This window comes from Hydrogenophaga sp. PAMC20947 (genome assembly GCF_004795855.1).
Classification (GTDB): Bacteria; Pseudomonadota; Gammaproteobacteria; order Burkholderiales; family Burkholderiaceae_C; genus Hydrogenophaga.
The window spans coordinates 3,769,712-3,783,158 of sequence record NZ_CP039252.1 but is presented as its reverse complement, the minus strand read 5'-3'; the positions used below and the strand labels follow the sequence as shown (position 1 = coordinate 3,783,158).

At 64.5% G+C, this 13,447-nt stretch carries 14 protein-coding genes; 2 read left to right on the top strand and 12 right to left on the bottom strand.

Features of this window, described 5'->3' with window-relative positions; translation table 11 throughout:
- Positions 1–60: 60 nt before the first annotated feature.
- From E5678_RS17350 to E5678_RS17300, 11 genes are all read right to left on the bottom strand, one after another.
- On the bottom strand, positions 61–1,494 hold the full coding sequence (locus E5678_RS17350; RefSeq protein ID WP_136179685.1) for an aldehyde dehydrogenase family protein: 1,434 nt from the start codon (positions 1,492–1,494) through the stop codon (positions 61–63).
- A 17-nt stretch (positions 1,495–1,511) separates the two neighbouring features.
- Positions 1,512–2,837, bottom strand: coding sequence for a TRAP transporter large permease (locus tag E5678_RS17345; protein WP_136179684.1), 1,326 nt, complete (start codon positions 2,835–2,837; stop codon positions 1,512–1,514).
- A gap of 71 nt (positions 2,838–2,908) precedes the next feature.
- A complete protein-coding gene (locus E5678_RS17340) occupies positions 2,909–3,400 on the bottom strand; it encodes a TRAP transporter small permease (protein ID WP_136179683.1) in 492 nt (163 codons plus the stop codon).
- A gap of 159 nt (positions 3,401–3,559) precedes the next feature.
- On the bottom strand, positions 3,560–4,522 hold the full coding sequence (locus E5678_RS17335; protein WP_168708652.1) for a TRAP transporter substrate-binding protein: 963 nt from the start codon (positions 4,520–4,522) through the stop codon (positions 3,560–3,562).
- A 53-nt stretch (positions 4,523–4,575) separates the two neighbouring features.
- On the bottom strand, positions 4,576–5,604 hold the full coding sequence (gene denD / locus E5678_RS17330) for a D-erythronate dehydrogenase (RefSeq protein WP_136179681.1): 1,029 nt from the start codon (positions 5,602–5,604) through the stop codon (positions 4,576–4,578).
- Positions 5,601–6,401 (bottom strand): 2-oxo-tetronate isomerase, encoded by an 801-nt coding sequence (otnI, locus tag E5678_RS17325; protein ID WP_136179680.1) that lies wholly within the window; start codon positions 6,399–6,401, stop codon positions 5,601–5,603. Before otnI ends, denD begins: the two co-directional genes overlap by 4 nt.
- Positions 6,402–6,425: 24 nt before the next feature.
- Positions 6,426–7,100 carry an aldolase gene (locus tag E5678_RS17320; RefSeq protein ID WP_136179679.1) on the bottom strand — a complete coding sequence of 225 codons (675 nt, stop codon included), beginning with the start codon at positions 7,098–7,100 and terminating at the stop codon, positions 6,426–6,428.
- Positions 7,100–8,368, bottom strand: a complete 1,269-nt coding sequence (gene otnK, locus E5678_RS17315) for a 3-oxo-tetronate kinase (RefSeq protein ID WP_136179678.1) — start codon at positions 8,366–8,368, stop codon at positions 7,100–7,102. Before otnK ends, E5678_RS17320 begins: the two co-directional genes overlap by 1 nt.
- Positions 8,365–9,294 carry an L-threonate dehydrogenase gene (ltnD, locus tag E5678_RS17310; RefSeq protein ID WP_136179677.1) on the bottom strand — a complete coding sequence of 310 codons (930 nt, stop codon included), beginning with the start codon at positions 9,292–9,294 and terminating at the stop codon, positions 8,365–8,367. Before ltnD ends, otnK begins: the two co-directional genes overlap by 4 nt.
- Before the next feature lie 45 nt (positions 9,295–9,339).
- Positions 9,340–10,086: a FadR/GntR family transcriptional regulator gene (locus tag E5678_RS17305; RefSeq protein ID WP_136179676.1), complete on the bottom strand. Its 747-nt coding sequence runs from the start codon at positions 10,084–10,086 to the stop codon at positions 9,340–9,342.
- Between the two features lie 182 nt (positions 10,087–10,268).
- Positions 10,269–11,168, bottom strand: coding sequence for a Tim44-like domain-containing protein (locus E5678_RS17300; protein ID WP_136179675.1), 900 nt, complete (start codon positions 11,166–11,168; stop codon positions 10,269–10,271).
- Between the two features lie 148 nt (positions 11,169–11,316).
- Between E5678_RS17300 and E5678_RS17295 the strand changes: the two genes are divergently transcribed.
- Together E5678_RS17295 and E5678_RS17290 are read left to right on the top strand one after the other, a co-directional pair.
- Positions 11,317–11,979 carry a 3'-5' exonuclease gene (locus E5678_RS17295; protein ID WP_247596813.1) on the top strand — a complete coding sequence of 221 codons (663 nt, stop codon included), beginning with the start codon at positions 11,317–11,319 and terminating at the stop codon, positions 11,977–11,979.
- A gap of 86 nt (positions 11,980–12,065) precedes the next feature.
- Positions 12,066–12,500 (top strand): C40 family peptidase, encoded by a 435-nt coding sequence (locus E5678_RS17290; protein ID WP_136180840.1) that lies wholly within the window; start codon positions 12,066–12,068, stop codon positions 12,498–12,500.
- 14 nt (positions 12,501–12,514) lie between these two features.
- Here E5678_RS17290 and E5678_RS17285 read toward each other — a convergent pair whose 3' ends face one another.
- Complete coding sequence (locus tag E5678_RS17285) at positions 12,515–13,447, bottom strand: transporter substrate-binding domain-containing protein (RefSeq protein WP_168708594.1); 933 nt, start codon at positions 13,445–13,447, stop codon at positions 12,515–12,517.

Below are 13,447 nucleotides of genomic sequence, written 5' to 3'. Positions count from 1 at the left end.
CCCCCTTTGAAGGGGACGCGGCCACCCGCGGGTGGGCAAGCGACGGGGGTGGGCGGCATCTCATCCGTGGCGGAACGCCACGGTCTTGAGCGTGGTGAAGCCCAGCAGGGCCTCGAAACCTTTTTCGCGGCCGTAGCCGCTGGATTTCACGCCGCCAAACGGCAGCTCAACGCCGCCGCCAGCGCCGTAGTTGTTGATGAAAACCTGACCAGCCTTGACCCGCTTGGCCATGCGGAACTGGCGTGCACCATCGCGTGTCCAGACCCCAGCCACCAGGCCAAAAACCGTGGCATTGGCGAGCTGCACGGCGTGGTCTTCGTCGTCGAACGCCATGGCCGCAAGCACGGGGCCGAACACCTCTTCCTGGGCCAGTCGGTGGTCCACGGGGACGTCGCGCAGCAAGGTGGGTGGCGCGTAGAAACCGCCGGCGTGCACGCCGCCATCGATCTGTCCCTGGGCCACGGTGGCGATGCCCGAGGTGCGGGCGTCTTCAAGAAATCCGTTCACTCGCTCCAGCTGGGTTTTGCGGATCAACGGACCCAGATCCAGATCCATCTTGGGCGAGCCGGCGCGCAAGGCCTTGAACGCGTCACCCACGCGCTGCAACACCGCTTCGTAGGCGCCGCGATGCACCAGCAGACGCGAACCGGCGCTGCAGGTCTGGCCGCTGTTTTGCACGATGCCGCTCACGATGAAGGGCAAGGCAGCGTCGATATCGGCGTCGTCGAAAACGATCTGCGGCCCTTTGCCACCGAGCTCCAGCGTGACCGGGCAATGGCGCTCTGCCGCCACTTGCTGTATCAGCGTGCCCACATGGGGGCTGCCAGTGAAGCTGATGTGGTCGATGCCAGGATGGCGAGCCAGCGCATCGCCCACCTCATGGCCGTAGCCGGTGACGATGTTGATGGCGCCCGCCGGAAAACCGACTGCTGCTGCGAGCTCGGCCACACGGATCAACGACAGGCAGGCGTCTTCCGACGGTTTGACCACGCACACGTTGCCGGCGGCCAGGGCACCGCCCACGCTGCGGCCGAAAATCTGCATCGGGTAGTTCCACGGCACCACATGGCCGGTCACACCGTGGGGCTCGCGCCAGGTCATCACGCTGTAGCCGTCGAGATAGGGAATGGTGTCGCCATGCAGCTTGTCGCCAGCGCCGGCATAGAACTCGAAGTAACGCACCAGGGCCACGGCGTCGGCACGGGCCTGCTTGGTGGGCTTGCCGCAATCGCGTTGCTCGATGGCGGCCAGTTCGTCCACATGCTCGGCCACTTTGGCGCTGAGTTTCATCAGCAAACGGCCGCGCTCGGCGGCGGTGAGTTGGCCCCAGGCGGTGTTCAGGCAATGGCGTGCCGCGCTGACGGCCTGATCGATGTCGGCGGCGTTGCCGCGCTCGATGGTGTCGAAGGTTTCACCGGTGGCGGGGTCGATCACGGGCAGGGTCTGGCCCGAACTCGACCGCACAGCGGTGTTGGCGATGTAATGTAGCGGCATGGTGGATTCCGGAAGGGTTATTGAGGGCCGATGGCCGGCCCGATCACGGGCGCGGACACCGCGGGCTTGGCGAAGACCACGTCGCGCAGGGCCAGCGAGATCGAAGGCACATAGGTGATGAGCATCAGGCAGGCCATGATCACCAGCACAAACGGCAACAGGTGGCCGACGATGCGGTCCAGGGAAATCTTGGCGACCGTACAGGCCGCGAATAGGTTGACGCCAAAGGGCGGTGTGATCATGCCCATGGCCAGGTTAACGACCATGATGATGCCGAAGTGCACCGGGTCAACCCCGAAGTGCACCGCCACCGGCACCAGGATGGGTGCCAGCACGATGATGGCGGCCGAGGTCTCGATGAACATGCCGATCACGAACAGCGCTGCGTTCACACCGAGCAAAAACCAGCCCGGCGACTTCAGCACTTCGGTGAGCCACACACCAATGGCATCGGGGATGCCGGCGCGGGTGATCAGAAACGCAAACAGGCCAGCGTTGGCAATGATGAACATGATCACCGCGCTGGAGATCACCGACTTGCGAAACACGGCCACCACGTTGCTCAGTTTGAGTTCGCGGTGCACCAGCAGGCCCACCAACAGCGCGTAGAAAACTGCCACAACCGACGCTTCGGTGGGCGTGAAAACCCCGCCATAAATGCCCCCCAGGATGATCACCGGCATGAACAGGGCCCAGACCGCATCGCGCGCGGCGGTGAGAACGGGCGAGCGGCCATCACCGTCGTTTTTCCCCAGCCCGTTGAAGCGGCACCACAGGTGCACAAACAACATCAAGGCGCCACCAATCAGCAAGCCCGGGCCGAAGCCCGCGATGAACAGTTCACCGATGGACACCTCGGCCGACACACCAAACAGAATCAAAGGAATAGACGGCGGAATGACCACACCCAGCTCGGCCGAGGTGGCTTGCAACGAAGCGGCGTACCCTACCGGGTAGCCGTGTTTGACCAGCGCAGGAATCAGGATGGCGCCGATGGCGAACGTGGTCGCCACAGACGAGCCCGAGACCGCCGCAAAAATCATGCAGGTCAGCACGCAGGACATGGGCAGGCCACCCTGCACACCACCCACCAGCGACTTGGCGAAGTTCACGAGGCGGCGCGAAATGCCACCGGTTTCCATCAAGTGACCGGCCAGGATGAAAAAGGGGATCGCGGCCAGCGGGAATTTGTCGATGGCCGAGAACATTTCCTTGGGCACCATGATCAGCTGGCGGCTGTCGAAAATGGCGATGCCCAGCACAGCGGAGCCGCCGATGGCCACGGCGATCGAGATGCTGAAAGCAAAGCACACCAGCATGGTGACAAGTAAGGTCAATGGCATGGTCGTGTTCTTTTAGGTTTGCCGAAGGTGCGGTGCGGAGCAGGCGAGGGGAGCAGAAGCGGTAAGCGCGCTTATTGCGCGTTGGCCAGCTCTTCGTTTTGTGGATCGATGTGGTGCGCCAGCGTGGCGATCACCGCGAGCAAGGCGCCAAAGGGCACGGCCGCATAGGCCCAGGCCATGGACAGATCCATGCTGGCGAACGTCTGAAATCGCACGCGCCAGACCAGGTCGGTACCGAACCAGATCAATACGCCAAAGAAAGCCAGGTGCACGCCGGTGATGATGCCGCGCACGATGCGCCGCCAGGTGCCACGCGACAGACGCAGCATCAGATCGACCGAGACCAGCGCGCCTTTGCGCACGGCCACGACCACGCCGAACATGACCATCCAGATCAGCAGGCGGCGCATGATTTCCTCGGTCCACACCGAAGGCTGGGAGAAAACAAACCGGGTGACCACCTGCCACATGCCCAGGCCGGAAATGAGGGCCAGCAGCAAGCAGGCCAGGTTGTGACACAGGCTGGTGATCCAGTGGTCAATCGAAAGAATGAGGGATTTCATGGCAATGACCAGCGCCTGTCAGGCAACACAATCCAACAACGGTCCGGTACCGTCGTCCAAAGAGGGGGCGTTCACCGGGCACACCGCAGGTCCGGCTCCGCCGACCCTTTGGTATGGCCCCCTGGGGAGTCACGCGCCGCGAGCGCGGCGCGGAGGCACTTATTTCACGGCCTGAATGGCAGCGATCTTGTCGGCGCCAAACTCTTTGGCAAACTCGGCATAGGCTGGCGCAACGGCTTTGCGGAAGCTCGCACCGTCCACCTTTTTGTCCACCACCATGCCGTCTTTTTCCAGCAGGGCAATGCCGGTGTCTTCGTCATCGTTTACTTTCTTGCGCTGGGCGGCAGCACCCTTTTTGGCGGCTTCTGTGAAGACCTTCTTGTCGGCGTCGGACAGCTTGTTCCACACCGCAGGCGAGAGGATCAAGGCCGCTGGCGAATACACGTGGCCAGTCAGTGACAAGTACTTTTGCACCTGAGAAAACTTGGACGCCAAGATCACCGGAATGGGGTTTTCCTGACCATCAACCGTGCCTTGCTGCAACGCGGTGAACAGCTCAGGGAAGGCCATGGGCGTGGGCAAAATGCCAAAAGTTTTGTAGCCGTCCATGTGCACCTTGTTTTCCATGGTGCGCATCTTCAGACCCGCGGCGTCGCTGGCGCTGTGGATGGGCCGCTTGCTGTTGGTCATGTGGCGAAAGCCGTTTTCCGTCCAGGCCAGGTTGATCAGGCCCCTGGCGGCCATCTTCTTTTGCAGGTCCTGGCCAATGGGGCCATCCATCACCTTGCGGGCGTGGTCGTAGTCGCGGAAGAGGAAGGGAATGTCGACGATCTTGACTTCTGGAACGAAGTTGCCCAGCGGGCCGGTGGAGGTGTTCACCAGATCTTGTGTACCGAGCTGCACGGCTTCGATCTGCTCGCGCTCACCGCCCAAAGCGGAAGACGGGAACTGCTGGCACTTGTAGCGGCCTTGCGTGCCTTTTTCCATTTCGTCACAGAACACGGTTGTGCCCACCCCATAGTGCGAGGTGGCCGACGTGGCATATCCAATCTTGAGGATCGTCTGGGCTTGCACGCCGGTCGCAGCAGCGGCCAGCACGGCGGCCAGGGCGAGGGGTTTCATCAAAGATTTCATGGTTTTGTCTCCAGGGATGGTTTTGAACGGGAACGGAAAACTCAAACAAGTCCCAGGCGCGCACGCGCGCCTGGGTGGGTCACGGCTTCGCCATGGTGTTGCACGTACTGCTGCAACACACCGCCAAAGTCCGGATCAGGGGTGAGGCCAAGCGCGGGCGCGCGCTGGCTTTCAAAACGCGAGGGCCAGGCAGCCACAATGCGCGCGATGCCGTCGTCGGGCTCGCAGGTCACCAGCGTCAGCGGCTCCGCACCCACCAGCGCTTCGAAGGCGTGCAGCATGTCGCGCACGCTGACCGTGAGCGCAGGCAAGTTGATGGCGGTGCGGCCACCAAAGGCTTCGCGGGTGGCTTCGGCCACAACAAGAATGCCGGCAATGGTGGTGGCGGGGGAGGCGATCGCGACCTCGGTGTCCAGGCTCACGGGGCAGTTGCTGCGCTGACCCGCCATGGGCTCGCGGAACAGGCCCGACAGAAATCCGGAGGCTGCGCCATTGGGCCGGCCAGGGCGCACCGACACCGTCATCAGGCGTGCGGCGCGTCCGTCAATAAATCCTTTGCGGGTGTAGTCGGCCACCAGCTGTTCGCACACAAACTTGTGGATGCCGTAGCTCGACTGGGGTGTGGGCAAGGTGTCATCGCGCACCACGGCCGGCAACGGAATCGCGGCGTCGCTGCCGTACACGGCCACCGAACTGGAGAAGAAAAACAGCGGTGGTGCATGACCTTCAGCGGTCTGCAGCCGGCAGGCATCGAGCAGGGCGCGGGTGCTGTCGAGGTTGGCGTGAAGGCCAAGGTCGAAGTTGGTTTCGCACTCGCCCGACACGGCCGAAGCCAGATGAAACACCGCGTCCCATGGGCCAGCGGCCATGAGGACGGGCACATGTGCCTGCAAGTCGCCGGTGCTGACGCTGATGCGCTCGTCGTCCACCAGCGCAGTGTCTTGAGGTGCGACCAGGTCGGCCAGCATGATGCGTTCAATGTTGCGCCCGCCCAGCTGTCCGCGTTGTAGCAGCGCCGTGGCCAGACCGCGGCCAAGGAAGCCGGCACCGCCGGTGATGAGGATGTTCATGCCTGTCCTTTCGCGCGCGAAGCCCGGTAGCGGCGCAGCCAGCCCAAGCCTTCGCTGGTGCCCGCTTTGGGGCGGTATTCACAGCCCACAAATCCGGCGTAGCCGAGCTCGTCGAGCAAGTCGAACAAGTGGGGGTAGTTCACTTCGCCGCCGTCGGGTTCGTGGCGATCGGGCACGCCAGCAATTTGCACATGGCCCACGCCCGCAAAGTGCTGCTTGAGGCGCATGCTCAGGTCGCCCTCAACGATCTGGCAATGGTAAAAATCCATCTGCACCTGCAGGTTGGGCGCGCCCACTTCGGCGCACAGGTCGTGGGCCTGCTGCTGCTGGCTCAGGTAGAAGTTGGGCATGTCACGCGGGTTGATCGGCTCGATCACCAAGGTGATGCCGTGGGGCGCGAGCTGAGCGGCTGCGGCTTTCAGGTTGGCCACATAGGTGGCGCGCTGTGCGGCTTCGCCCACGCCAGTGGGCTTGAGCCCCGCCATGGCGTGCAGCCGCTGGCAACCTGTGGCCTGGGCATACACCAGGGCTTGCGCCACGCTGGTGGCGAATTCGGCCTCGCGCCCGGGTATGCAAGCCATGCCGCGCTCGCCGCTGGCCCAGTCACCGGGTGGCAGGTTGAACAGGGCCTGGGTGAGTCCGTGGGCCTTCAGGCGCGAAGCAATGTCATCGACGGTGTGCTCGTAGGGGAAGAGGTACTCCACCGCGTCAAAACCATCTTGTGCAGCGGCGGCAAAACGGTCGAGGAAGGGCACCTCGGTGTACATCATGGAAAGGTTGGCAGCGAATCGGGGCATGGGATGGGTGCAATGGAGCAGCGGTTACCAGGGCGCATCAAACTGTGCGCGAAGTTCTTCGATCTGCGTGTCGCTCATGGGCGCCACGTTGCACCCGCCGAGCAACCACAGGCGGGCGGTTTCTTCCAGCTCTTCGAGCAATGCCATCGCCGCGGCCGGTCCGTTGTGCCAGACCATGGGGCCCAGGCGCTCGAGCATCACGGCCCGCAGCGGACGGGCTGCGCTCTGGATGCGGGCGGCGACGGCTTCAGCCACCGCAGGTGCGCCGGGGCGCTCATAAGGAATCAGAGGCACGTGACCGACCTTCATGACCTGGTAGGGCGTGATGGGCGGCAGGATGTCGTCGTCTTGCCAGACCCCCTGCAGCGTGAGCGCCACCAGGTGGGTAGCGTGGGTATGGATCACGCAGCCCGCATCGATGGCCGCGGCGTAAATATGGCGGTGCAAAGTCAACGTTTTGCTGGCGCGAGCGCCGCTGCGCTGGCTGCCGTCTTCGGCCACCCAGGCGAGCTGCTCGGGGTCCAGGAAGCCCATGCAGGCGTCAGTGGGTGTGATCAGGTAACCGCCGCCTTGCGCCTCATCCAGGCGCACGCTGATGTTGCCCGCGGTGGAGTGCACGTAGCCCCGCTGAAAGAGCGATGCGCCCACGCGCACGATCTCGGCGCGCACGGCATTCTGGGTCGGTGGCCACTGGCTCATCAGAGGGCCGCTCCCGCCTGGCGCAAGGCCTCGGCAAAAAAGTCAACGCCACCGAAGTTGCCGGACTTGAGCGCCAGCAACAGAGGCTCACCCGATTGGGGCAGGGCCGATTGGGTCCAGGGAACGCCGGGGCAGATCGGCGCGCCAATGCGCAACTGCTGCACCGCCAGCGCCTGCACCACAGCGCCCGACGTTTCACCACCGGCCACCACCAGCCGGCGCACGCCGGCTTGCACCAGGCCTTGGGCCACCGTGGCCAGCGTGTGTTCCACCAGCGCACCGGCCGCCTCGACACCCAGCTCGGCCTGCGCCGCCTTGACGCGGTCGGGTGCGGCCGTGGCGTAGAGCAACACAGGGCCACCGGCCAGCACCGGCAGGGCCTCGGCCAGCAAGCTTTCGGCCGTCTGTGCGCCGGTGTGCAGGGCGAGTGGATCGAGTGCGATGGCGGTGCGCCCATCGGCGATCCAGCGGGCCACCTGGGCATTGGTGGCTTCGGAGCAAGAGCCCGACACCACGGCCACAGGGCCTTGCACTGTCGCGAGTTGCGCTGCGCTGTCGCTGGGCTGGAACCAGCCGCGGCGCTGATAGGCCGGCGGCAACCCCAGGGCCACGCCGGAGCCTGCGGTGATCAGTGGCAGCTCGGCACACACCTCGGCCAGCGTGAGCAGATCGCCGTTGTTCAGGGCGTCGGCCACGGCGATTCGAACGCCCTCTGTGCGCAGCTGCGCCACTGCGCCCGCGGCATTTTTTTGCAACCCATCGTAGCGCAGCAGGCCCACGGATTGTTGGGTCTGCGACTGCAAGACGCGCACAAGGTTCGCGTCGGTCATCGGCGTGAGCGGGTGGTGTCGCATACCCGAATCGCTGAGCAGCTGGTCGCCCACAAACAGATGACCACGGAACACGGTGCGTCCGTTTTCAGGGAAGGCCGGGCAAGCGATCGTGAAGTCCGCCCCCAGTGCCTGCATGAGTGCATCGGTGACCGGGCCGATATTGCCTTTGGCCGTGGAGTCGAAGGTGGAGCAGTACTTGAAGTAGATCTGGCGTGCGCCAGCCTTGCGCAGGGCTTCCATGGCCTGCAGGCTTTGCGCCACCGCGTCGATCGCCGGAATGGTGCGCGTCTTGAGCGCGATCACCACCGCATCGGCTTCGGGCAAGCCCTCAGCGGGCACACCCAGCACCTGCACCGTCTGCATGCCTGCGCGCACCAGCATGCTCGCCACGTCGGTGGCGCCGGTGAAATCATCAGCAATGACACCGAGAATCATGTTGGGCTCTCCGTCTTTTGAGCGACCGGTAGCTCGAGGCCCGCGAGTGCGGCGTAGTACTTCACCACGGCCGAATCGTCCTCCGCGCCCAGGCCCATGGCAGCAGTCGAGATGTACAACTGGTGCGCCGCAGCCGCCAACGGCAGCGGAAATTTCAACTGGCGCGCCGCGTCCAGCACGATGCCCAGGTCTTTCACGAAAATGTTGACCGCCGACAGCGGCGTGTAGTCGCCGGCCAGGATGTGGGGCACGCGGTTTTCAAACATCCAGCTGTTGCCGGCGGCGTTGCGGATCACCTCATACAACTGCTCAGGATCGGCGCCGGCCTTGATGCCCAGGGCGAGCGCTTCGCAGGCGGTAGCAATGTGCACGCCGGCCAGATGCTGGTTGACCATCTTCACCGTCGAGCCCACCCCCGCCCGATCGCCCAGGCGGTAAACCTTGCCAGCGAAAGCGTCCAGCAGCGCACCGGCAGCCTCAAACGCTTCGGGCTTGCCCGAGGCCATCACCGTCATCTGGCCCGCGGCCGCTTTGACGGCGCCACCCGACACAGGGCCATCGATCAGCCACAGACCGCGCTCGGCCAGGCGGCTTTCCCACACCGGGGGCAAGGCCGGGTCCACCGTGGCCGAGGTGATCACAACCGAGCCCTTTTTCAGGCACTCGGCCAAGCCGCCCTCGCCGAACAGCACGGCCTCGGTCTGGGCGGCGTTGACCACCAGCACCAGCACCACATCGCTGTGTTCCGCGAGCTCGTCGAGGCTGGAAGCACCATGCCCGCCGGCTTGCGCAAACTCGGCCACCGCTTCGGCGCGGGGATCGTAGCCCCAGGTGGTCGTGCCCCGGCGCACGGAAGAGCAGGCGGCGCCCATGCCCATGGAGCCCAGGCCAATCACGCCCAAGGTTTTTACGGTCAATGAATTCATTCCGTGTATCCGGTAGATGCGTTGAAAAGAGGGGGCAGCAGGCGCCTACTTGGGCCTGGTCAGCAAAGCGTCCAGCGTGCGGCGCACGGGGGGTGTGGCGTTTTCAATGCGCGCCGCGGCGTTGACCATGTGGCGCATGGCCGCGCGCCGAGCGCCAGCCGCATCACCCCGGATCACCGCTTCGGCTATCTGGCGGTGCTCCCGCTGCACCTGCACCATGTAGCCGTGGTCCATGGCCTCATTGGTGCGGGTCACCTGCATGGCATCGCGCTGGTATTGCTCCAGAAAGCCCAGCAGGCGTTCGTAATGCGGGTTGTCGGTCGCGCGGGCGATGCTGCGGTGAAACGCCAGATCGGCCTCGACACCCTGCGCACCATTTGGTGGAGAGGCTTCGAGCGCGGCCAGCGCGTCCTGAATCGCCTGTGCCTTGGCCGCGTTGATGCGTTCGGCGGCAAGGGCCGCCACATCGGCCTCCAGGCCTCGTCGCACTTCAACCACCTGCAAGACGCTGTCCATGGAAGTCAACACAGCCGGGTCAAAGGCCAAGGCTCGAGCCTGGCTGCGCGGCGACACGAACACGCCCGCCCCCTGCCGCGATGTCAGCATGCCCATGGACTTGAGGCGGCTCACCGCTTCCCGGATCACGGTGCGCGACACCCCATGCAAGTCGGCCAACTGTTGCTCGGTGGGCAACCGGGCCTCGGGCGCAAGCTCACCCGATTCGATGCGCTGCTGCAGCAGGGCTGCCAGCTTGTCGCTCAGTCGTTCGGTTGTTTGCAGAAGGCTGTCCATAGGGAGACGGGGTGAATTTCGGAAAGACTGGCGAATGCCAGATCCCTCATGTTGTCTGGTCATCATACAAATTTAGCCGTTGCGAGGGGATTGTGGTTTTCCCTGAGGCAGACGCAAGAAAGCCCCGGAGCCTTCAGGCTGCGGGGCTGGAACTGGCGTCATCGCCAGGAGGAGGATGAATCTCAGGCTTGTTGCTGAATACCGGAGACGACCCAGCCACCAGAGCCGTTCACGGCCTTGGTCATGTGCCAGATTTCGTCCACAGCTTCAGGCGCCGGCGCGTCGTCTTCACGCACCGAGCCGGTAAAGCGCACGCTCACGATGTAGCGGTCGGCTTCTTCCACCACTTCGGTGACAGCCGCTTGCAGCTCGATCACATCGGTCTTGTTCACGGCGCCTTGGCGGTCGTTCAGGTCCATGCGGATTTCGGCAAACATTTCGGGCGCGGTGAACTGGCGGATGTCTTCCAGGTCGCCGGCATCGTGCGCGGCCTGCAGGCGGATGAAATTGACCTTGGCATTGCGCTCGAAAGCGGCTACGTCAAAGTCGGCCGGGATGCTGCGGCTGTCAGCCGAAGCGCCACCGCCCAGGTTGCTGCCGATCATGGAGCCGGTGTTGCCCGCCGTGGGCATGCGTTCGAAAGCCGAGCCACCCGGCGAGGTGCCCGGGGTTTCGTGCGCGTAGCGCATGCCCTGGAAGCCTGCGCCTCCTGCTCCAGCATTGGCCTCAGCGCGTTTGCGCATCACCATCTTAAAAATGGCCAGCCCGGCCATCACCGCCAAGCCAATGAGCAAGATCGAACCGAAGCCCTCACCAAAGCCCAGGTGGGAAGCCAGTGCGGCCAAGCCCAAACCAGCGGCAAGACCCGCCAACGGGCCCATCCATGAACGCTTGGGGGCCGCCGCAGCGGCGCCCGCTGCGGCTGGTGCCGCCGGCGTGGCGTTGGCCGGAGCCTTGGGTGGTGCGGCCTGACGCTGCATGCCCAGGGAGCGACCGCCCCCAAAACGCTTGGCTTCAGCGTCCATTGCGGCGCTGCTCAGGCCCAAGCCCAAGACGATCGCCAGCATGGTGAGAAATTTCATGGTGTCTCCTGCACAGAAATCAAAGAACAGGGGGCGAGGATACCCTTTCAATCAATCAATAAAAAGTAACAGTTTTCTGATAAATACTCTTAAAAATACTGAACATTGATCTGGGCAGACGACTGATCTACCGAGGCCCCTCGCCCCAATGCCCTACGATGCGCACATGGGTACCCAACGCTTGGCCGTCATCGACTTTGAAACCACGGGGATTTCGCCGTCCATGGGTGATCGCGCCACCGAGGTGGCGATCGTGCTCACCGAGGGCGGGCGCGTGGTGGACCGCTACCAGAGCCTGATGAATGCCGGCGTGTACATCCCGGCCTTCATCACCCACCTCACCGGCATCACCAACGCCATGGTGCAGGCCGCGCCGCCGGCCGAGCAAGTCATGAGCGAAGCCGCGCGCTTCGTGGGCGACACGCCCATGGTGGCCCACAACGCCTCGTTCGACCAGCGCTACTGGGCAGCCGAGCTGGCGCGGGCCGGCCTGAACGCGCCTCACCTCTTTGCCTGCACCGTCTTGCTGTCGCGGCGCCTCAACCCCGAAGCGCCGAGCCACAAACTTGGTGCGCTGGTGGACCGCTACCAGCTGCCTCGAACGGGCGCAGCCCACCGCGCCCTGGCAGACGCCGAGATGGCCACCGAACTGCTGCTTCACCTGCAACACACCCTGCGCACACGCCACAGCGTGGACAACCCCGATCATGCTTTTCTCATGACCCTGCAACGCATCAGCAAAGCCGCTGTGGCCAAGCGCCTCGCCGGCTTGCGCGGGGCCACCAGCGGCGCTGACCTGCCATGCCATTGAGCAGCACCCACCCGATACCCATACCACCCATGACACCCACGAACCCTGTCCAGAAGGCGCTTCTCTGCGTGGCCGTGGGTCTTGCCATGCTGCTCGGCGGCTGCGCCAGTGCGCCAAGGCCCGACCGACAGCCCGCACACGCCCCCCTGACGGACGAACAGTCGAGCGATATCGCCATTCACGCGCTGGGCCTGGTGGGCACCCCCTACCGCTGGGGAGGCAACACGCCCGACAGCGGCTTCGACTGCAGCGGTCTGATCGGCTACGTGTACAAGTCGCGCGCCGGTGTAGCACCACCCCGCACGGTGGCCCAGCTGACCGATTTTGGACGCCCTGTCGGTGAAGATGACCTGCGCACAGGCGACCTGGTCATCTTTGGTGGCGGCCGGGCATTTCACGCAGGCATCTTCGTCGGCGAGGGCCGGTTTGTGCATGCCCCCTCAAGCGGTGGCCAGGTGCGTCTGGACCGTTTGAACAACCCCTACTGGCAGCGCCAGGCCCAGAGCTTCCGCCGCCCCTGAGCGCTGCGCAAAGGTCAGGGCTTGAGCAAGGCCGCCAGCGACAGCTCCCGAGCCACGGCAGGCTCGGTCGGCGGCAGGCGCTGCAAGCCCACGTCTTGCGCCCATTGCTGCAACTGCGCTTCGCGCGCGGCCACACGATTGACCGCCTCGATCAATTCGGGCTTGCCGGCCAGAGCGACCCAGCCCACGTTGATACCCAAACTTTGGGGTGGCCCCGCCCGCAAACGCAATGGTGCGGCAGCGCGCGTGCGGTACACATCCCACGCGGTGCTGGGCATCAGCATCGCATCAACTTTGCCGCTTTCCAGCGCGGCCCAGCGGTCATCGAGCTTGCCCATCGACACCATGTCGGGCAGCAGCGCACCGCCTTGGTAGGTGGCGATCAAAGTGCCCTCCAGCGTCCCGGCAACGGCGCCGATCTTCTGATCGCGCAGCTCGCCCAGGCCATTGGCCCGAGGTGCGTCCTCGCGTTGCACCAACTGCAAGGCCATGCCTTGGTAAGGGTGGCTGGCCACCACATTGCCCAACGTCACGTCGGCTCGATCGCGCGGTCGCTTGGCACCGGGGTAGTCCGGTGGCTTGGCCTTGAGACGACCGGGCTGACCGAGGTCGGTCGCCAACAAAGGGAATCCGCTGACCAGATCGCATACACCCGCCGAGAGCAACGCATTCACCTCAATAGCGAAATTGGCGTCTTGCTCCAGCTCCGATTCGAAGGGCACCAGGCGCAAGGGCCGACCCAGCTCCTGAGCCACGGCCTCTGCCATCTTCACATCAAAACCACTCAACTGACCTTTGCGCGCCATCGACAGCGGCGCGTTGTCTTCGCTCATGCAAACCGCCAGTGCGGGCTTGCCACCCTCCACCTGGGCGAAAGCAGCGCCAGCCAGACCGATCAAGGCAGCGGCCAGCACCACCCCTCGCCACTTAAAAACTCGATTCAACAT

What these genes read in the sequence shown, in the direction of transcription:
- E5678_RS17335 (WP_168708652.1), bottom strand. Translation starts at nt 4,522, where the DNA reads ATGAAACCCCTCGCCCTGGCCGCCGTGCTGGCCGCTGCTGCGACCGGC.
- E5678_RS17320 (WP_136179679.1), bottom strand. Translation starts at nt 7,100, where the DNA reads ATGAGCCAGTGGCCACCGACCCAGAATGCCGTGCGCGCCGAGATCGTG.
- otnK (WP_136179678.1), bottom strand. Translation starts at nt 8,368, where the DNA reads ATGATTCTCGGTGTCATTGCTGATGATTTCACCGGCGCCACCGACGTG.
- E5678_RS17350 (WP_136179685.1), bottom strand. Translation starts at nt 1,494, where the DNA reads ATGCCGCTACATTACATCGCCAACACCGCTGTGCGGTCGAGTTCGGGC.
- denD (WP_136179681.1), bottom strand. Translation starts at nt 5,604, where the DNA reads ATGAACATCCTCATCACCGGCGGTGCCGGCTTCCTTGGCCGCGGTCTG.
- otnI (WP_136179680.1), bottom strand. Translation starts at nt 6,401, where the DNA reads ATGCCCCGATTCGCTGCCAACCTTTCCATGATGTACACCGAGGTGCCC.
- E5678_RS17285 (WP_168708594.1), bottom strand. Translation starts at nt 13,447, where the DNA reads ATGTTGAATCGAGTTTTTAAGTGGCGAGGGGTGGTGCTGGCCGCTGCC.
- E5678_RS17290 (WP_136180840.1), top strand. Translation starts at nt 12,066, where the DNA reads ATGCTGCTCGGCGGCTGCGCCAGTGCGCCAAGGCCCGACCGACAGCCC.
- E5678_RS17300 (WP_136179675.1), bottom strand. Translation starts at nt 11,168, where the DNA reads ATGAAATTTCTCACCATGCTGGCGATCGTCTTGGGCTTGGGCCTGAGC.
- ltnD (WP_136179677.1), bottom strand. Translation starts at nt 9,294, where the DNA reads ATGAATTCATTGACCGTAAAAACCTTGGGCGTGATTGGCCTGGGCTCC.
- E5678_RS17305 (WP_136179676.1), bottom strand. Translation starts at nt 10,086, where the DNA reads ATGGACAGCCTTCTGCAAACAACCGAACGACTGAGCGACAAGCTGGCA.
- E5678_RS17345 (WP_136179684.1), bottom strand. Translation starts at nt 2,837, where the DNA reads ATGCCATTGACCTTACTTGTCACCATGCTGGTGTGCTTTGCTTTCAGC.
- E5678_RS17295 (WP_247596813.1), top strand. Translation starts at nt 11,317, where the DNA reads ATGCCCTACGATGCGCACATGGGTACCCAACGCTTGGCCGTCATCGAC.
- E5678_RS17340 (WP_136179683.1), bottom strand. Translation starts at nt 3,400, where the DNA reads ATGAAATCCCTCATTCTTTCGATTGACCACTGGATCACCAGCCTGTGT.